Here is a 16,960-nt window from a genome sequence, read left to right on the forward strand (position 1 = left end):
GGCTGCCGCCGTAAGATGGACGGTTGTGAGCAACCCGACCATCGGTGTCCTGGCCCTGCAGGGTGACGTCCGCGAGCACCTGGCCGCCCTCGAGTCCGTCGGGGCGCACGGCGTGACCGTGCGCCGTCCGGGGGAGCTGGCCGCGGTCGACGGGCTCGTGCTGCCCGGCGGGGAGTCGACGACGATCGACAAGCTGCTGCGCATCTTCGAGCTCCGCGACCTGCTGCAGGCCCGCATCAAGGAGGGGCTGCCGGTGTACGGCTCGTGCGCGGGGATGATCCTGCTCGCCGACCGGATCCTGGACGGGACCGCCGACCAGCAGACCGTCGGCGGCATGGACGTGGTCGTGCGGCGCAACGCGTTCGGGCGGCAGGTCGACTCGTTCGAGACCGACCTCGACTTCGCGGGGATCTCCGACGTCGACGACGGCGGGCCGGTGCGTACCGCGTTCATCCGCGCCCCCTGGATCGAGGAGGCCGGGCCCGAGGTCGAGGTGCTGTCCCGCATCCCGGCTGTGGATACACAAGGCCGTCCTGTGGCGGCCGCCGGTAGGATTGTTGCAGCACGGCAGGGGTCGCTGCTCGCCACCGCCTTCCACCCTGAGATCACGGGGGACGCGCGCGTGCACGGGCTGTTCGTCAGCATGGTCGCGGGCGGCTGAGCGGTACCCTCGCCGCCGTTCCACAGCAATTGATAAGAGCCGTCAAAAAGCAAGGAGTCAGGTAGAGGCATGTCAGGTCACTCCAAGTGGGCCACGACCAAGCACAAGAAGGCCGCGATCGACGCCAAGCGCGGCAAGCTCTTCGCGAAGCTGATCAAGAACATCGAGGTCGCGGCGCGGACGGGCGGCGGCGACCTCGCCGGTAACCCGACGCTGTTCGACGCGGTCCAGAAGGCGAAGAAGTCGTCGGTCCCGAACGACAACATCGACCGCGCGCTGAAGCGCGGTTCGGGCGAGGGCGCCGACGCCGTCGACTACCAGACGATCATGTACGAGGGCTACGGCACCAACGGCATCGCCGTCCTGGTCGAGTGCCTCACCGACAACAAGAACCGGGCCGCCTCCGAGGTGCGCCTCGCGTTCTCCCGCAACGGCGGCAACCTCGCCGACCCGGGCTCGGTGTCGTACCTGTTCTCCCGCAAGGGCCTGATCGTGGTGCCGAAGGCCGACGGCGTGGGCGAGGACGAGGTCATGCTCGCCGCGCTCGACGCCGGCGCCGAGGACGTCACCGACCAGGGCGAGGTCATCGAGGTCCTCACCGAGGCGACCGACCTGGTGTCCGTGCGTACGGCCATCCAGGAGGCCGGCATCGAGTACGACTCGGCCGACGTGATCTTCCACCCCTCCATGCAGGTCGAGGTGGACGTCGAGGGCGCCCGCAAGATCATGCGCCTCATCGACGCGCTCGAGGACAGCGACGACGTGCAGAACGTCTACGCCAACTTCGACGCGAGCGACGAGGTCATGGCCGCGCTCGACGAGGAGGAGTAAGCAGGTCCCCGGCCGCGTCCGCGCGGGCAGCGGAACCGCACGTGAGAGGGTTTCTTCGTGCGCGTTCTCGGTGTTGATCCAGGTCTGACCAGGTGCGGCGTGGGCGTCGTCGACTCGCTGCCCGGGCGACGGGCCCGGATGGTCGCGGTCGGGGTGATCCGCTCGGACGCGGACCTGTCCACCGACCTGCGGCTGCTCAAGATCGCCGAGGGCCTCGACGCGTGGCTGGACGAGCACGTGCCCGACGTCGTCGCCGTCGAGCGGGTCTTCGCCCAGCACAACGTCGGCACGGTGATGGGGACCGCCCAGGCGGCCGGCCTGGCCATGCTGGGTGCGGCCCGCCGCGGCGTGCCCGTCGCGCTGCACACGCCGTCGGAGGTCAAGGCAGCCGTGACCGGGTCGGGACGCGCCGACAAGGCGCAGGTGACGACGATGATCACCCGCATCCTCGACCTCGACGAGCCTCCGCGGCCCGCCGACGCCGCCGACGCGCTCGCCCTCGCCGTCTGCCACCTGTGGCGCCCCGCCGGGGCCCTGCAGGGCGGCGACCGGCACGAGCTCACGCCCGCGCAGCGCGCCTGGGCCGCGGCCGAGCAGGTCGCCAAGCAGCGTCCCCGCCGCTGACGGCGTGCCTCCCCGGACACCTCCCGCCGCTTGTTAGGCTCCTCGCACTGACGTTCGATACCGGCTCGACGAGCCGGGCCGGCAGGCAAGGAGGGGGAGCCCGTGATCGCCTCGCTGACGGGGACCGTGGCCCACGTGGGTCTGGACCGCGCGGTGGTCGACGTCGGCGGCGTCGGCTACCTGGTGCACGCCACGCCCACCACCCTGGCCACGCTGCGCGTCGGCGAGACCGCCGGCGTCGCCACGAGCATGGTGGTCCGCGAGGACTCGATGACGCTGTACGGGTTCGGCGACCCCGACGAGCGGGACGTGTTCGAGGTGGTGCAGACCGTCTCCGGCGTCGGGCCGCGCCTGGCGCTCGCGATGCTCGCGGTGCACACCCCGGACGCCCTGCGCCGCGCGGTCGCCGGCGAGGACCTCGCCGCGCTGACCCGCGTGCCCGGCATCGGCCGCAAGGGCGCCCAGCGCATCGTGCTGGAGCTGGGCGACCGGCTGGGGCCGCCGTCGGGCCTCGCGCCGGCCGAGGCAGCGCCGAGCGCCGCCGCGGCCTCCGCCGACCACTCCGAGCGCGTCGTGGAGGCCCTCGCGGGCCTCGGCTGGCCGGCCAAGCAGGCCGACGACGCCGTCGCGAAGGTGCTCGCCGAGGCGGGTGCCGACTCCGTCGCGGCCGACGAGGTCGCCTCGACGCTGCGCGCGGCCCTGCGCGTGCTGGGAGGCCACCGTGGCTGAGGTCTCGACCGAGACGGACGGTGGCGGCCGAATCGTCGCCCCGAGCGCCGACGAGATCGAGCGGGCCGCCGAGGCCGCGCTGCGCCCCAAGCGGCTCGACGACTTCGTGGGCCAGCGCATCGTGCGCGACCAGCTCTCCCTGGTGCTGCAGGCCGCGATGGCGCGCGGCAACCCGCCCGACCACGTGCTCCTGTCCGGCCCGCCCGGGCTCGGCAAGACCACGCTGGCCATGATTATCGCGGGCGAACTCGAGTCGCACATGCGGCTCACCAGCGGCCCCGCCATCCAGCACGCGGGCGACCTCGCCGCCGTCCTGTCCTCCCTGGAGGAGGGCGACGTGCTGTTCATCGACGAGATCCACCGCCTGGCCCGTCCCGCCGAGGAGCTGCTCTACGTCGCCATGGAGGACTTCCGGGTCGACGTCGTGGTCGGCAAGGGCGCGGGCGCGTCCGCGATCCCGCTCGCGCTGCCACGGTTCACCGTGGTCGGCGCCACCACGCGCTCCGGCCTGCTGCCCGCCCCGCTGCGCGACCGCTTCGGCTTCACCGGGCACATGGACTACTACACGCCCCAGGAGCTGGAGCGGGTCATCCTGCGCTCCGCCGGGCTGCTCGGCGTGCACCTCGACCACGCCGCCGCGCACGAGATCGCCGGCCGCTCCCGCGGCACGCCCCGCATCGCGAACCGGCTGCTGCGCCGCGTGCGCGACTGGGCACAGGTGCGCGGCGACGGCCGGCTCGACCTGAACGCCGCGCGGGCGGCCCTGGAGGTCTACGAGGTCGACCTCATCGGCCTCGACCGCCTCGACCGCGCGGTGCTCACCGCCCTGTGCACCCGGTTCGGCGGCGGGCCCGTGGGCCTGTCCACGCTCGCCATGACCGTGGGCGAGGAGGCCGAGACCGTCGAGACCGTCGCCGAGCCGTACCTCGTCCGCGAGGGACTGGTCGGGCGCACCCCGCGCGGCCGCGTCGCGACCCTCGCCGCCTGGGAGCACCTCGGCCTCACCCCGCCCGCGCAGGTGCCCGGAGCCGCACCCGGCAGCACGACCGGCTCCACCGGCCCGGGAACTTTGCTCGACCCCTGACGTTGTCCTTGTGGCGCCCCTACTGCGGGCAGCCCGGGGATCCGCACCCGAGCACTACACTGGTTGGGATCCTCGTCGTGCGCCACGAACGTGCGCAGCACATCCGACACAGCAATCGAACAGGGACCTCACCGTGGAAATGCTCATTCTCGTCGCGATCCTCCTCGTGGCGATGTTCTTCATGTCCTCCCGTACCCGCAAGCAGCAGCGCGCGGCAGCGGAGTTCCGGAACAACCTCACGGTCGGGGCCAAGGTCATGACCGCCTCGGGGATGATCGGGACCGTCGTCGAGGTGGACGACGCGAACGACCAGGTGACCATCGAGTCCGTCCCCGGCAGCCAGACCACCTGGCTCCGCGCCGCCATCTCCAAGCAGGTCGAGGAGCCCGTCGCCGACGACGCGGACACCGACAACATGGCAGATGAGGCCGACGTCACAGCAAAGAGCGAAACGGGAAGTACGATCAGCCCCGACGCGACCGACGTCCCCGACGATCTGTCTGGCCTCGACACCGCCCAGCGCGAGTACCGGGAGCAGCAGCGACGGGACGCCGACGCAGACGGCAAGTGACGGCCGCGCCGTCCGGTGACCCCGGACGGCGCCGAACCCGCGCCGGACGTACCCCGGCGCGCACACGAGAAGAGACAGACGTTGGCGACTGACACCCGGCGCTCGCGGCCGGTTCGCACGATCGTGCTCCTGACGATCCTGACGATCCTGCTGCCCTTCGGCGCCCTCTTGGCAGGTTGGCAGCTCGACGGAAAGTCGAGCGACAATCCGAACGGCGCGAGCCTCGCACCCGGTCTGGCCCTCGACCTCCAGGGAGGCACCCAGGTCATCCTGAAGGCTGTCACCTCGGACGGCTCCGAGATCACCCCGGAGGCGATGGAAGAGGCCATCGGCGTGATCCGGCAGCGGGTGGACGCCAACGGCGTGACCGAGGCCGAGATCGCCAGCCAGGGCGACAACCAGATCGTGGTCGAGATCCCGGGCAAGGTGGACGACGAGACCGTCGCCCTGATCTCCAAGGCCGCGCAGATGAAGTTCCGCCCGGTCCTGGCCATCGGCAACCCGGTCCCGACGGCGCAGCCCTCGGCGAGCCCGTCGGCCTCCGCGGACGGCAAGGGCGAGGACGCCCAGGCCGACGGCGGTGACGCGGCCGCGGCGGCCGAGCCCACCAAGAAGGAGCTCGCCGAGCAGGACGCGGCCATCAAGGCGGCCACCGACCCGTCCGACCTGGCGCAGATCACGCCGTCGGTCCAGGCCGAGTACGACGCGCTGGACTGCACCGACCCCAAGAACCTCGAGGGCGGCGGCGGGGACAACCCCGACCGGCTGCTCGTGACGTGCGACCAGACCGGCGCGGCCAAGTACATCCTGGGCCCCGTCGAGGTGGACGGCACCAACCTGACCAGCGCGTCGTCGGGCCTCATGCCCGGCGCGAACGGGACGGTCACCAACGAGTGGGGCGTCAACCTCGACTTCAACTCGCAGGGCACCAAGGAGTTCCGTGAGACCACGGAGCGCCTGGTGAACCTGGAGCAGCCGCGCAACCAGTTCGCCATCGTGCTGGACGGCCTCGTCGTCTCGGCGCCGAGCACGAACGTCGCGATCACCAACGGCCAGGCGCAGATCTCCGGCTCCTTCACGCAGCAGTCGGCCGCCACGCTGGCCAACCAGCTCAGCTTCGGCTCGCTGCCGCTGACCTTCCAGGTCGACGGACAGAACCAGATCTCCGCCACGCTCGGTTCCGAGCAGCTCCAGCGCGGCCTGTTCGCCGGCCTCATCGGCCTCGCGCTCGTCGTCGTCTACTCGCTGTTCCAGTACCGTGCGCTCGGCCTGCTCACCGTGGCCTCGCTGGTCGTGGCCGGCGCCATGACCTACGTGGTGATCGCGCTCCTGAGCTGGGGCATGGGCTACCGCCTCTCCCTGCCGGGTGTCGCTGGTCTGATCGTGGCCATCGGCTTCACCGCGGACTCGTTCATCGTGTACTTCGAACGTATCCGGGACGAGCTACGCGACGGCAGATCCCTGCGCCTGGCGGTCCAGCGGGGCTGGGTCCGCGCGCGCCGCACGATCTACGCCGCGAAGGCCGTGAACCTGCTGTCGGCCGTGATCCTGTACTTCATGACCGTCGGCGGTGTGCGCGGCTTCGCGTTCACCCTGGGCCTGACCACGATCATCGACGTCATGGTGGTCATCTGGTTCACGCACCCGATGATGGAGCTGCTCGCCAAGGTGCCGTTCTTCCGTGACGGGCACAAGGCCTCCGGCCTGTCCGCCGACCGCATCGAGGTGACGCCGCGGTACCGGGGCGCCGGCCGGTTGTCCGGCGGGAAGCCCGACGCGACGACGGACGTCCCCGACTTCGGCACCGCCGAGCCCGACCGGGAGCTGGTCACGGCGCAGTCCGTGACCCCGGCGCCGCGCACCGGCGAGGACGGCCGCAGGATGACGATCGCGGAGCGGCGTGCCGCCGAGCGCAAGGCTGCCGCAGGGTCCGCAGACGCGACCCAGCAGGCTCAGAACGAGGAGAACAGCTGATGGCGCGGGGTGGCTTCGCTCAGTGGGGTAACGACCTCTACACGGGTCGTCGGTCGTACCCGATCGTCCAGCGCCGTCGGCTCTGGTACTCGATCGTCGCGCTCTTCTCGGCGGCGTCGGTCCTCGTGCTGGTCTTCCAGGGCCTGAACCTCGGCATCGACTTCCGCGGTGGCTCCGAGTTCACGGTCTCCGGTGCGTCGACCACGGACGAGGACGTCGCGATCGAGGCGGTCGCGACGGTGGCTCCCGGCGAGGAGCCCCACATCAGCCAGGTCGGCGCGAACGCCGTCCGCGTCCAGGTCTCGCAGCTCGACGCCGAGCAGACCGACCAGGTCGGCCAGGCCCTCGCCGACGCCTATGGCGTCGACGTCGGCGAGGTCACGTCGAACTTCATCGGCCCGACCTGGGGCCAGTCCGTGAGCATGCGGGCCCTGTGGGGCACCGTCGCGTTCGTGCTGGCGGCCGCGGTCTTCATGGCGATCTACTTCCGCGCCTGGCGGATGTCGGTGGCGGCCGTCGTGGCGATGCTCACCGACGTGCTGGTCTCGGCCGGTGTGTACGCGGTGATCGGCTGGGAGGTCACGCCGTCGACGATCATCGGCTTCCTGACCATCCTGGGCTTCTCGCTGTACGACAAGATGGTCGTCTTCGACAAGGTGCGTGAGAACACCGCCTCGGTGACCGAGCAGACCCGCAGCACCTACGCCGAGCGGGCCAACCTCGCGGTGAACCAGACCCTGGTCCGGTCCATCAACACCTCCGTGGTGGCGCTGCTGCCCGTCGCGGGCATCCTGTTCGTGGGTGGCTTCCTGCTGGGCGCCGGCACGCTGAAGGACATCTCGCTGTCGCTGTTCGTCGGTATCGCCGCGGGCGCGCTGTCGTCGCTCTTCTTCGCGACGCCGCTCGACGTGACGCTGCGGGAGCGCGAGCCCAAGATCGCCGCCCACACCAAGAAGGTCATGGATCTGCGCGCGGGTCTCGTGGCCGAGGGTGCGGACGAGAGCCTGCTGGCCGCTGCCGCGTCCGGTTCGGCCCAGCTCGTCCCCGGTCACCACCAGGGACAGGCCGCTCAGCCCAGGCGTCGCCGGTAGGCTCACGCCTCGTGGCAGACGACATGACCGACGTCGCCCTCTCCGGCCTGGTGCCGGAGAGGGCGACGCGCGTTCGCGACCTGATCGCGGACGTCCCGAACTTTCCCTCTCCCGGTGTCCTCTTCAAGGACATCACTCCTCTGCTGGCCGACGCCCAGGGCCTGGCCGACGTCGTGGAGGCGTTCACGCGCCTCGCGCTGGCCGACGGCGTGGACGTGGTGGCCGGCATGGAGGCCCGCGGCTTCCTGCTCGGCGCGCCCGTGGCCCACGCGCTCGGCCTGGGCTTCCTGCCGCTGCGCAAGGCGGGCAAGCTCCCGCCGCCCACGCACAGCGTCTCGTACGACCTGGAGTACGGCTCCGCGGCCATCGAGCTGCGCTCGGGAACACTCACCCCCGGTGCGCGCGTTCTCATCATCGACGACGTTCTCGCCACGGGCGGTACCGCGGCGGCCGCAGCAGAGCTGGTGGAGCAGTGCGGTGGGGTCGTCTCCGGGCTCGCCTTCCTGATCGAGCTGGAGGCGCTTCACGGGCGCGACAGGCTCCAGGGCCACAACGTCGATACTCTCCTGCGGGTGGACACCCCGTCCGGTCAATGACCGGGTCGGACGGCGAATAGTGGTCCAGGGCTAGACTGGCGACTCCGGGTTTCATCCCGGGGAAGGAGGCGCGTACATGGCGGAGAACACGGTGTCACGCGCTCCGGTGCCCGAGAAGAACCCGCCCACCCCTCCGGGCGGCAACCGGATGCGCAACCGGCTGGTGCGGCTGGGCGTGCGCAGCATCGGTGGCGGCACCCCGGCGGCGATCGAGCCGCTGCTGCAGGCGATCCGCAGCAACCACCCCAAGGCCGACGTCGCCCTGATCGAGCGCGCCTACGTGGTGGCCGAGAAGGCCCACCGCGGGCAGATGCGCAAGAGCGGCGACCCGTACATCACGCACCCCGTCGCGGTCTCCACGATCCTCGCGGAGCTCGGGTTCGAGGGCACGACGATCGCGGCCGCGCTGCTGCACGACACGGTGGAGGACACCGACTACTCGCTGGACACGCTGCGCAGCGAGTTCGGCGACGACGTCGCGCTGCTCGTGGACGGCGTGACCAAGCTCGACAAGGTGAAGTACGGCGACGCGGCGCAGGCCGAGACCGTGCGCAAGATGGTCGTGGCCATGGCCAAGGACATCCGCGTGCTGGTCATCAAGCTGGCCGACCGCCTGCACAACGCCCGCACCTGGAAGTACGTGCCGTCCAAGTCGGCGGAGCGCAAGGCGCGCGAGACCGTCGAGATCTACGCGCCGCTGGCCCACCGGCTGGGCATGAACACGATCAAGTGGGAGCTGGAGGACCTCTCCTTCCAGACCCTGTACCCCAAGGTGTACGACGAGATCGTGCACCTGGTGGCGGAGCGCGCCCCCGCCCGCGAGGAGTACCTCGGCGTGGTGCGCGGGCAGATCGAGTCGGACCTGCGCAGCGCGAAGATCAAGGCCACCGTGACCGGCCGGCCGAAGCACTACTACTCGATCTACCAGAAGATGATCGTGCGCGGTCACGACTTCGCGGAGATCTACGACCTCGTCGGCACCCGCGTCCTCGTGGACACCGTGCGCGACTGTTATGCGGCGCTCGGCGCCATGCACGCGCGGTGGAACCCGGTCCCCGGCCGGTTCAAGGACTACATCGCCATGCCGAAGTTCAACATGTACCAGTCGCTGCACACGACGGTGATCGGCCCGGGCGGCAAGCCCGTGGAGATCCAGATCCGCACGCACGACATGCACCGCCGCGCCGAGTACGGCGTGGCGGCGCACTGGAAGTACAAGGAGAAGACGCCGGCGGCGGGCGGCAACGACCCGAAGAACCAGGACATGGCCTGGCTGCGCCAGCTCGTGGACTGGCAGCGCGAGACCGCCGACCCGGCGGAGTTCCTCGACTCGCTGCGGTTCGAGATCGGCGGCGACGAGGTCTACGTCTTCACGCCGAAGGGTTCGGCCATGGCGCTGCCCGGCGGCGCCACGCCCGTCGACTTCGCGTACGCGGTGCACACCGAGGTGGGCCACCGCACCATGGGTGCCCGCGTGAACGGCCGCCTGGTGCCGCTCGACTCGCCGCTGGAGAACGGCGACGTCGTCGACATCCTCACCTCCAAGTCGGAGACCGCGGGCCCGAGCCGCGACTGGCTCGGGTTCGTGAAGTCGCCGCGCGCGCGCAACAAGATCCGGCAGTGGTTCACCAAGGAGCGCCGCGAGGAGGCCGTCGAGACCGGCAAGGACTCGATCGCCAAGGCCATGCGCAAGCAGGGCCTGCCGATCCAGCGCCTCATGTCGCACGAGACCCTCGTCGGGGTCGCGGACGAGATGAACTACCAGGACGTGTCCGCGCTGTACGCGGCCGTCGGCGAGGGGCAGATCTCCTCGGCCCACGTGGTCGAGAAGCTCGTCAAGGCGCTCGGCGGGGCGGACGGCGCGGAGGAGGACGTCGCCGAGGCGGCCCGTCCGGGTGGCCTCACCGCCCGGCGCGTGCGGTCGGGCGACCCGGGCGTCATGCTCAAGGGCTCCGAGTCCGCCGACGTGTGGGTCAAGCTCGCCAAGTGCTGCACCCCGGTGCCGGGCGACGACATCGTGGGCTTCGTGACCCGCGGCCAGGGCGTGAGCGTGCACCGCACGGACTGCGTGAACCTGGACGGGCTGCGCAAGCAGCCGGAGCGCCTGGTCGAGGTGGAGTGGACGCAGGGCGCGAACACGATGTTCCTCGTGCAGATCCAGGTCGAGGCGCTCGACCGGTCGCGGCTCCTGTCGGACGTGACCCGCGTGCTGTCCGAGAACCACGTGAACATCCTGTCGGCGTTCGTCTCGACGTCGGACGACCGGCTGGCGGTCTCGCGGTTCATCTTCGAGATGGCCGAGCCCGCGCACCTCGCGACGGTCCTGTCGGCCGTGCGCAAGGTCGAGGGTGTGTTCGACGTGCACCGCATCACCGGCACCAAGCCGGTCGAGCGGCCGCAGCTGCCGGTCTGACGTCCGGCGAACCAGGAACTCACCCTGGGGCCCGACCGTCTGCGGTCGGGCCCCTCGTGGTTCATCGGCGCGCGGTGTCCACCGGCACGGCGGATCGCGTCAGCGTCGCCCGTAGGTGAGGCGGCGCAGCAGGTTCTCGGCCGGCCCGCGGTTCCCGTGGCGCTCCAGGGCGGCGGCGCCGACGACGGTGAGCGCCCACACGGCGACCGCGCCGCCCGCCGCCGCGAACGTGGGGCTCGGCGCGTGCCGGGGCAGGTCCAGCAGGAACGGCGCGGTCAGCACCAACCACGCCACGGACTGGACCAGGTACCCGGTCAGGCTGCGGCGGCCGAGCGCGGCGACGGCGTCCACGAGCCGGCCCGGTGCCGCGGCCCCCGGCGCGCCGTCCGTGGTGCCGGTCGCGGCGCTCGCTCGGGCCCGGGCGATCCGGTGCGCCAGCAGGCCGAACAGGCAGGTCCAGCCGATGGCGCCGAGCGTGCCGGTGTTGTTGTACAGCACGGTCACCAGGCCGGCCGTGCCGGCGTCGAGGTGGAGCCAGCCCGCCGCGAGCAGGCCCATCGGGAGGCCGCCCAGGGCACCGATCGTGAGCCCGCCCACGGCGCCACGGCGCAGCAGCGTCAGGTGCTCACCCGGCTCCTCCAGGATCCGCCGGCGGGCGGCCCACGCCCCGATCCACACGAACAGGATGAAGGGCAGCACGGTCGCGGTGTGCGCCGGCCACTCGCCCAGGCGCGCCGCGACGGAGTCGACGAACGTGGGCGCCAGGACCGACGGCATGGGGCTGGTGGGGGCGGGGACGGCGTCCGCGGCGCCCACGAGGCCGCCCGAGAGCAGCCGCCCGGTCACGAGCACCGCCAGGACGAGCGCGGCGGCGGCCTCGAGGGCGACGAGCACCGGCACGAACCGGTACACCCGCGCCGAGCGGCGCAGCAGCAGGAGCGTGAACGCGATCCCGACCAGGCCGTACGCGCCCAGGAAATCGCCCGCGTTCAGGAGCAGCCCGTGCGCCGCGCCGAAGGCGAGCAGCCACGCGTTGCGGCGCACGAGGATCCGCCGCACCTCGGCGGGCGACGCGCCCGCGGCGTCCTGCCGTGCGGCGAGCTGCACCAGCCCGTAGCCGAACAGGAACGCGAACAGGGGGAACGCGCGCGAGTGCACGAACAGGAACAGCAGCACGATCCACGGGCGCTCCGCGCCGTGCGGCGTCGGGTCCAGGCCGGGCGCGTTCGCGAAGAAGTAGCCCACGCTGTTGGCGAGCGCGATCAGGAGCAGCATCGCCCCGCGGGCGAGGTCGGGGGCGAGGGCGCGCTCGGCGCGCAGGACGGGGCCTCGGGCGCGCGGTGCGGCGTGGGGCTCCAGGCCGGGGTCGGCGGGTCGGGTCGAGCTGCGGGGTGCCGAGTCTGCGGCAGTGGTCATGAGCCTCTCCTTCGGGTCGGGCGGCTGGCTCGGCGTTAACATATACCTGAAACTATAAGACGTACAGTAATTAGCGGGACGGTCGTGCCAGGACCGCCGCGACCGTGAGGACGTGTGATCATGAGGCCCGTGACCGAGCCACAGAACCCTTCCGGAGGGGACCCGCGACCGGACACCGGCCCGCCGTCCGCGGGGGACGTCCCCGCGCACATCGCCCGGCTGTGGCGCCTGCCGTCGGGGTCGCACCTCGGGCGGCGCGCCGTCCTGACCGTGGACCAGGTGGTCGCGGCCGCCGTCGCGCTGGCGGACCGGGACGGACTGGCGGGCGTCACCCTGCCCAAGGTGGCCGGGGAGCTCGGCGTGACGCCCATGTCGCTGTACCGGTACGTCGGCTCCAAGGACGAGCTGCTCGCGCTGATGGGGGACTACGGGAGCCGGCCGGCCGACGCCGGGACGGGGGAGGACGGCCCGGGCGCGCCCGGCGACCCCGCCTGGCGCGTCGCGCTGCGAGGCTGGGCGTACGGCGTGCGCGCCATGTACCGGCGCCACCCGTGGCTCGCGCACCTGCCGGTGCAGGGGCCGCCGTCGGGCCCGTACGAGCTGGCGCGGCTGGACGCGGGCCTCGCGGCCCTGCGGGGGACCGGCCTGGACTGGGCGGCCAAGGTGGGTGTCGTGACCCTGGTCAGCGGGTACGTGCGCACCGCGTCACAGCTCGCGGCGGACATGTCCGCGGCGCGTGCCGGGTCGGGGCTGGACCAGGGTCAGGTCGAGCAGGAGTACGGGCGCGCGATGGCGCGCCTGGTGCGCCCCGAGCGGTTCCCGGAGGCGGCGTCGCTGTTCGGGTCGGGGCTGTTCGAGCAGGAGCCGCCGGACGACGTCGCGCCCGAGGGGCCGGACCACGACTTCCGGTTCGGGCTGGAGACCGTGCTGGACGGCGTGGGCGCGGCCGTGGACCGGGTCAGGACGTCCCCGGCGCCCCCGGCAGCAGCTCGCCCAGGTCGAAGCTGACCGGCTCCTCGAGCTGCTCGTACGTGCAGGACGCCGGCTCGCGGTCCGGGCGCCAGCGCTTGAACTGGGACGTGTGCCGGAACCGCGAGCCCTCCATGTGGTCGTAGCCCACCTCGAGTACGCGCTCGGCCCGCAGGGGGGTGAACGACAGGTCCTTGCCCGAGCTCCAGCGCGACTGCGCGCCGGGCAGGCGGTCGCCCGCCTCGGCCTTCGTGGGGTCGGTCCACCCCTGCCACGGGTGCTCCTCGGCCGCGGGCGTCCCGGGCTCCACGACGAGCGGCGCGAGCTCGGCGATCAGCTCGGCGCGCCGGGTGGCCGGGAACGAGGCCGCGACGCCCACGAACTGCAGGCGCGGGCCGTCGTCGGTCTCGTCCCACAGGCCCAGCAGCAGCGACCCGAGCAGCGGCTGCTCGGGTGTCGAGGTCTTGTGCAGCCGGTAGCCCGCCAGCACGACGTCGGCGGTCCGGGTGTGCTTGATCTTGAGCATGGTGCGCTTGTTGGGCGCGTACGGACCGTCCGCGAGCTTGGCGACGACGCCGTCCAGGCCCGCGCCCTCGAACGAGCCGAACCACTCCTCGGCCTCCGCGGCGTCCTGGGTGCGGGGCGTCGCGAACACGAGCGGACCGGTCAGGCCGAGGCCGTCCAGTGCCGCGATCCGCTCGGTCAGCGGGCGGTCCATGAGGTCGTCGTCGCCGAGCGCCAGCACGTCGAACACCACGAGCGCGGCCGGGGTGGTCTCGGCGAGCATGTTCACCCGGGACTCCGCGGGGTGGATGCGCTGGGACAGCAGCTCGAAGTTCAGGTGCGCGGCGCCGTGGCCGGGCCGCTGGGCGATGACGATCTCGCCGTCGACCACGCACCGCTCCGGCAGGGCGTCGCGGACGGCGGCGACGACGTCCGGGAAGTAGCGCTCCATCGGCTTGGCGTTGCGGGAGTCGATGCGTACCTCGTCGCCGTCGCGGTAGACGATGGCGCGGAACCCGTCCCACTTGGGCTCGTAGACGTACGCGGGGCCGGCGTCGTCGCCGGCGGGCTGGGCAGGCACCGAGGGCACGCTCTTGGCGAGCATCGGCCGGACCGGGGGCTGCACGGGCAGGTTGAGTGTGGTCACGGGTACGAGCCTGCCTCAGCGGGGCGCGTAGCGCAGGTAGACGCACCCGCCGTCGAAGGTGCGGGAGTCCACGAGGCGCAGCCGCAGCCGGGCGTCCCGCGGCAGGGCCGGCAGCCCGCCGCCCACGACCTCGGGGTAGACCACGAAGCGGAAGTCGTCCACGAGGCCCTGCCGGATGAACTCCGCGGCCACGGTGGGCCCCCCGATCGAGACGGTGCCGGGCGCGCAGTTCACGATGCGCCGCAGCTCACCCGGCTGCAGGTCACGCACGAGCCGGGTCCGCGCGGATGTGACGGCGTCCTGCGGCAGCGACGACGACGCGACGACCTTGTCGACACCCTGCCAGATCTCCGCGTACCGGTCCGTGTGCGGGTTCGGGTCGGGCCCGGGGTCGTGGGTCTCCCAGTAGACCATCGTCTCGTACATGTCCCGGCCCAGGACGTAGACGGCGACGTCCGACTCGTTCTCGTTGACGAACGCGAGGATCTCGTCGGTCGGCTGCGTGAAGTCGAAGCTTCCCTCGGCGTCGACGGTGTACCCGTCGGCGGACATGTTCGCGGTGTAGCGCAGCGTTCCCATGCCCGTCCGACGCCGGGCGCGCGCCGGACTCATCGGTCCACCCACGTGCGAGCGGGGTGAGATCGGGCGAGGGTGGGGGTGAACGTCCAGCACCGTCGGGAGGATCGACCATGCCGAAGCGTGACCCCGGACCGAGCGTCAAGGACAAGGAGCTGTACGAGAAGCTCCGTGACGAGGGCAGCTCCAAGGAGAAGTCCGCCCGTATCGCGAACGCGGCGGCGAACACGTCGCGCAAGAGCGTCGGCCGCAAGGGAGGAAAGTCCGGCGACTACGACGACTGGACGGTCGACAAGCTGCGCAAGCGAGCCGCAGAGATCGGCATCGAGGGCCGCTCCACGATGCGCAAGGGTGACCTGATCAAGGCGCTGCGGTCGCACTGAGGGCCGCATCGCCTGTGGCGCGGCCGCGGGCGGGTCACTCCGCCGCGACGTCCTTGCTGCGGTCGCGGTCCTTGTCGCGGCTGGGCTGGACCCGCTTGGGCTCGCCCGGCATCTTCGGGTACTCCGGCGGGTAGGGCAGGTCCTCGAGGCCGTCGGCCTCGTCGCGGGCCGCCAGGTCGAGGGCGGCGTCCAGCGAGCAGTCCAGGGCCGGGTCCCGGTCGGCGCGCAGGGCGGCGAACAGGTCGCCGCGCTCGGCGAACCGGGCCGGCGCGGTGAGCACGTCGAAGTCGTCGGGGTGCACGTCGGGCACCTCGTCCCAGTCCAGGGGCATCGACACCGTCGCCCGGCCGTTCGCCCGGATCGACCACGCGGAGGCGATGGTGCGGTCGCGGGCCATCTGGTTGTAGTCCACGAAGATCGCCTCGCCCCGCTCCTCCTTCCACCAGCGCGTCGTGACCTTCCCGGGCAGCCGGCGCTCCAGCTCGCGCCCGATCGCGATGGTCGCCCGCCGCGCCTCGATGAACGTCCACCGCGGCTCCAGCGGCACGAACACGTGCAGCCCCCGGCCGCCCGAGGTCTTGGGATACCCCCGCAGGTCCAGCTCGCCGAGCAGCTCGCGCAGGTGCGGCGCCACCGCGGCGGCGTCCGAGAAGTCCGTGCCGGGCTGCGGGTCCAGGTCGATGCGGAGCTGGTCCACCGCCTCGACGTCGTCCCGCCGCACCGGCCAGGGGTGGAACGTGAGCGTGCCCATGTTGGCGGCCCAGGCGACGACGGCGGGCTCCGTGGGGCAGACCTCGTCCGCCGTCCGGCCCGACGGGAACGCGATGGTCGCGGTCTCCACGTAGCCCGGTGCCCCCCGCGGGATGCGCTTCTGGTAGAAGCCGTCCCCCTTCGGGTCGTCCGGCTTGGGCATGCGCGTGGCGAGGTGCGCGCCCTCGTGCCACCCCTTGGGCCAGCGCTCCAGCGTGGTGGGGCGGTGCAGCAGGGCACCGGTGATGCCGTCGGCGACGGCGACGAAGTACTCGACGACCTGGAGCTTGGTGATGCCGCGGGGAAAGACGACGCGGTCCGGGCTCGTCACGCGCACGGTACGGCCCGCGACGTCGAGCTCCACAGCGGGTGTCTTGGATCCGGCCATGGACCGAACCTAGCCCGCCAACAGCTCCCGCGCCGCAGAAAGGGCCCGGTGCGCCGCCGGCCGGCCGACCACGCGGGCGCGCCGGTCCAGCAGGACGGCGGCCTGCCGCAGGTCCGTCCCGGCCCTCGCCAGGGCCACCAGGACGGGCACGGCGGCCTCCGGCGAGGCCGTGCAGGCGACGTCGGCGGCGGTCCGGGTCCGGCTGGTGACGGGGACCCCCGCGAGGCGTTCGGTGTCCCGCACGAGACCCGGGGCGCGGCGCGTGACCCGACCGGGCCGCGGGGCCGGACGGTGGGTGTCGGGGGAGTAGGCGAGCTCGACCGGGGCGCCGGCCGGCCAGGCGGGCGCCGCGACGCCGTCGTACAGGCCCGTGTGGACCCACCCCGCCGTGGCGGCGCCCAGGACGCAGCGAACGGGCACCTCGCGGGCGAGCGCCAGCGCGCGGTGCGCCGGACCCGGCACGCAGCCGACGCCGACCGCCGCGCCGTCGTGCAGCTCGACCAGCGCGCCCGCCCGCCGCAGCTCGGCCCACGCCACCGGCCCGCCCACGTCCGCCGGGGTGACGACGAGCGGCGGCGTCGTCGGCTCCGGGTCGAGCAGCGCAGTGAGGGACGGGAACGGCATGCGCAGAACCTACGCGCAGCGGGGAAGTGGGGGGGGAAAGCGAGCGGACGGAGCCGGGGTGAGCACCCACCCCCCCGCCCCCCCCCCCCGCCCCCCCTCCGTTTCCCGCCTCCCCCCCCCCCACCACCAC

17 protein-coding genes are annotated in these 16,960 nt (G+C 72.5%); 12 read left to right on the forward strand and 5 right to left on the reverse strand.

The window, feature by feature from the left end:
* Positions 1-25: 25 nt before the first annotated feature.
* From pdxT to ACFV9Q_RS02040, 10 genes are all read left to right on the forward strand, one after another.
* Positions 26-661, forward strand: a complete 636-nt coding sequence (gene pdxT / locus ACFV9Q_RS01995; RefSeq protein ID WP_036963115.1) for a pyridoxal 5'-phosphate synthase glutaminase subunit PdxT — start codon at positions 26-28, stop codon at positions 659-661.
* Positions 662-730: 69 nt separating this feature from the next.
* Positions 731-1,492, forward strand: coding sequence for a YebC/PmpR family DNA-binding transcriptional regulator (locus ACFV9Q_RS02000; protein ID WP_036963114.1), 762 nt, complete (start codon positions 731-733; stop codon positions 1,490-1,492).
* Between the two features lie 57 nt (positions 1,493-1,549).
* Positions 1,550-2,116: a crossover junction endodeoxyribonuclease RuvC gene (gene ruvC / locus ACFV9Q_RS02005; protein WP_377232911.1), complete on the forward strand. Its 567-nt coding sequence runs from the start codon at positions 1,550-1,552 to the stop codon at positions 2,114-2,116.
* A 102-nt stretch (positions 2,117-2,218) separates the two neighbouring features.
* A complete protein-coding gene (gene ruvA, locus ACFV9Q_RS02010) occupies positions 2,219-2,845 on the forward strand; it encodes a Holliday junction branch migration protein RuvA (protein WP_377232912.1) in 627 nt (208 codons plus the stop codon).
* The gene (ruvB, locus tag ACFV9Q_RS02015; RefSeq protein WP_377232913.1) at positions 2,838-3,929 is read left to right on the forward strand and encodes a Holliday junction branch migration DNA helicase RuvB; all 1,092 of its coding nucleotides are present in this window, start codon (positions 2,838-2,840) and stop codon (positions 3,927-3,929) included. Before ruvA ends, ruvB begins: the two co-directional genes overlap by 8 nt.
* Before the next feature lie 139 nt (positions 3,930-4,068).
* Positions 4,069-4,500: a preprotein translocase subunit YajC gene (yajC, locus tag ACFV9Q_RS02020; protein WP_377233002.1), complete on the forward strand. Its 432-nt coding sequence runs from the start codon at positions 4,069-4,071 to the stop codon at positions 4,498-4,500.
* 81 nt (positions 4,501-4,581) lie between these two features.
* On the forward strand, positions 4,582-6,474 hold the full coding sequence (gene secD / locus ACFV9Q_RS02025; protein WP_377232914.1) for a protein translocase subunit SecD: 1,893 nt from the start codon (positions 4,582-4,584) through the stop codon (positions 6,472-6,474).
* A complete protein-coding gene (gene secF / locus ACFV9Q_RS02030) occupies positions 6,474-7,565 on the forward strand; it encodes a protein translocase subunit SecF (RefSeq protein WP_377232915.1) in 1,092 nt (363 codons plus the stop codon). The genes secD and secF overlap by 1 nt, the downstream gene beginning before the upstream one ends.
* A gap of 23 nt (positions 7,566-7,588) precedes the next feature.
* On the forward strand, positions 7,589-8,161 hold the full coding sequence (locus tag ACFV9Q_RS02035) for an adenine phosphoribosyltransferase (protein WP_377233003.1): 573 nt from the start codon (positions 7,589-7,591) through the stop codon (positions 8,159-8,161).
* A 76-nt stretch (positions 8,162-8,237) separates the two neighbouring features.
* Positions 8,238-10,574: a RelA/SpoT family protein gene (locus ACFV9Q_RS02040; protein WP_377231658.1), complete on the forward strand. Its 2,337-nt coding sequence runs from the start codon at positions 8,238-8,240 to the stop codon at positions 10,572-10,574.
* A 99-nt stretch (positions 10,575-10,673) separates the two neighbouring features.
* On the opposite strand, the gene ACFV9Q_RS02045 is transcribed toward ACFV9Q_RS02040, so the two are convergent.
* The gene (locus ACFV9Q_RS02045) at positions 10,674-11,990 is read right to left on the reverse strand and encodes a DUF418 domain-containing protein (protein ID WP_377232916.1); all 1,317 of its coding nucleotides are present in this window, start codon (positions 11,988-11,990) and stop codon (positions 10,674-10,676) included.
* Between the two features lie 120 nt (positions 11,991-12,110).
* Here ACFV9Q_RS02045 and ACFV9Q_RS02050 point away from each other — a divergent pair, with 120 nt between their 5' ends.
* Entirely contained in the window at positions 12,111-12,998 is an 888-nt protein-coding gene (locus tag ACFV9Q_RS02050) for a TetR/AcrR family transcriptional regulator (protein ID WP_377232917.1), read from the forward strand.
* On the opposite strand, the gene ACFV9Q_RS02055 is transcribed toward ACFV9Q_RS02050, so the two are convergent.
* Together ACFV9Q_RS02055 and ACFV9Q_RS02060 are read right to left on the reverse strand one after the other, a co-directional pair.
* Positions 12,949-14,067, reverse strand: a complete 1,119-nt coding sequence (locus ACFV9Q_RS02055) for an ATP-dependent DNA ligase (protein WP_377231665.1) — start codon at positions 14,065-14,067, stop codon at positions 12,949-12,951. The genes ACFV9Q_RS02050 and ACFV9Q_RS02055 overlap by 50 nt on opposite strands.
* A 57-nt stretch (positions 14,068-14,124) precedes the next feature.
* Positions 14,125-14,721 carry a dihydrofolate reductase family protein gene (locus ACFV9Q_RS02060; RefSeq protein WP_377232918.1) on the reverse strand — a complete coding sequence of 199 codons (597 nt, stop codon included), beginning with the start codon at positions 14,719-14,721 and terminating at the stop codon, positions 14,125-14,127.
* A 77-nt stretch (positions 14,722-14,798) separates the two neighbouring features.
* Between ACFV9Q_RS02060 and ACFV9Q_RS02065 the strand changes: the two genes are divergently transcribed.
* A complete protein-coding gene (locus ACFV9Q_RS02065) occupies positions 14,799-15,068 on the forward strand; it encodes a Rho termination factor N-terminal domain-containing protein (RefSeq protein ID WP_377231662.1) in 270 nt (89 codons plus the stop codon).
* Positions 15,069-15,102: 34 nt separating this feature from the next.
* Here the strand turns inward: ACFV9Q_RS02065 and ACFV9Q_RS02070 are convergent, their stop codons facing one another.
* Complete coding sequence (locus ACFV9Q_RS02070; protein WP_377232919.1) at positions 15,103-16,206, reverse strand: DNA polymerase domain-containing protein; 1,104 nt, start codon at positions 16,204-16,206, stop codon at positions 15,103-15,105.
* A 9-nt stretch (positions 16,207-16,215) separates the two neighbouring features.
* A complete protein-coding gene (locus ACFV9Q_RS02075) occupies positions 16,216-16,830 on the reverse strand; it encodes a hypothetical protein (protein WP_377232920.1) in 615 nt (204 codons plus the stop codon).
* Between the last annotated feature and the right edge of the window lie 130 nt (positions 16,831-16,960).

The organism is Promicromonospora sp. NPDC059942 (assembly GCF_042731755.1).
Classification (GTDB): domain Bacteria; phylum Actinomycetota; class Actinomycetes; order Actinomycetales; family Cellulomonadaceae; genus Promicromonospora.

Excerpts from the sequence above, each read along its gene's own strand:
- secF (WP_377232915.1), top strand. The coding sequence starts at position 6,474 with ATGGCGCGGGGTGGCTTCGCTCAGTGGGGTAACGACCTCTACACGGGT.
- ACFV9Q_RS02040 (WP_377231658.1), top strand. The coding sequence starts at position 8,238 with ATGGCGGAGAACACGGTGTCACGCGCTCCGGTGCCCGAGAAGAACCCG.
- ACFV9Q_RS02070 (WP_377232919.1), bottom strand. The coding sequence starts at position 16,206 with ATGGCCGGATCCAAGACACCCGCTGTGGAGCTCGACGTCGCGGGCCGT.
- ACFV9Q_RS02045 (WP_377232916.1), bottom strand. The coding sequence starts at position 11,990 with ATGACCACTGCCGCAGACTCGGCACCCCGCAGCTCGACCCGACCCGCC.
- ACFV9Q_RS02050 (WP_377232917.1), top strand. The coding sequence starts at position 12,111 with ATGAGGCCCGTGACCGAGCCACAGAACCCTTCCGGAGGGGACCCGCGA.
- yajC (WP_377233002.1), top strand. The coding sequence starts at position 4,069 with ATGCTCATTCTCGTCGCGATCCTCCTCGTGGCGATGTTCTTCATGTCC.
- ACFV9Q_RS02075 (WP_377232920.1), bottom strand. The coding sequence starts at position 16,830 with ATGCCGTTCCCGTCCCTCACTGCGCTGCTCGACCCGGAGCCGACGACG.
- ACFV9Q_RS02035 (WP_377233003.1), top strand. The coding sequence starts at position 7,589 with ATGACCGACGTCGCCCTCTCCGGCCTGGTGCCGGAGAGGGCGACGCGC.
- ACFV9Q_RS02055 (WP_377231665.1), bottom strand. The coding sequence starts at position 14,067 with ATGCTCGCCAAGAGCGTGCCCTCGGTGCCTGCCCAGCCCGCCGGCGAC.
- ACFV9Q_RS02060 (WP_377232918.1), bottom strand. The coding sequence starts at position 14,721 with ATGAGTCCGGCGCGCGCCCGGCGTCGGACGGGCATGGGAACGCTGCGC.
- ACFV9Q_RS02000 (WP_036963114.1), top strand. The coding sequence starts at position 731 with ATGTCAGGTCACTCCAAGTGGGCCACGACCAAGCACAAGAAGGCCGCG.
- ACFV9Q_RS02065 (WP_377231662.1), top strand. The coding sequence starts at position 14,799 with ATGCCGAAGCGTGACCCCGGACCGAGCGTCAAGGACAAGGAGCTGTAC.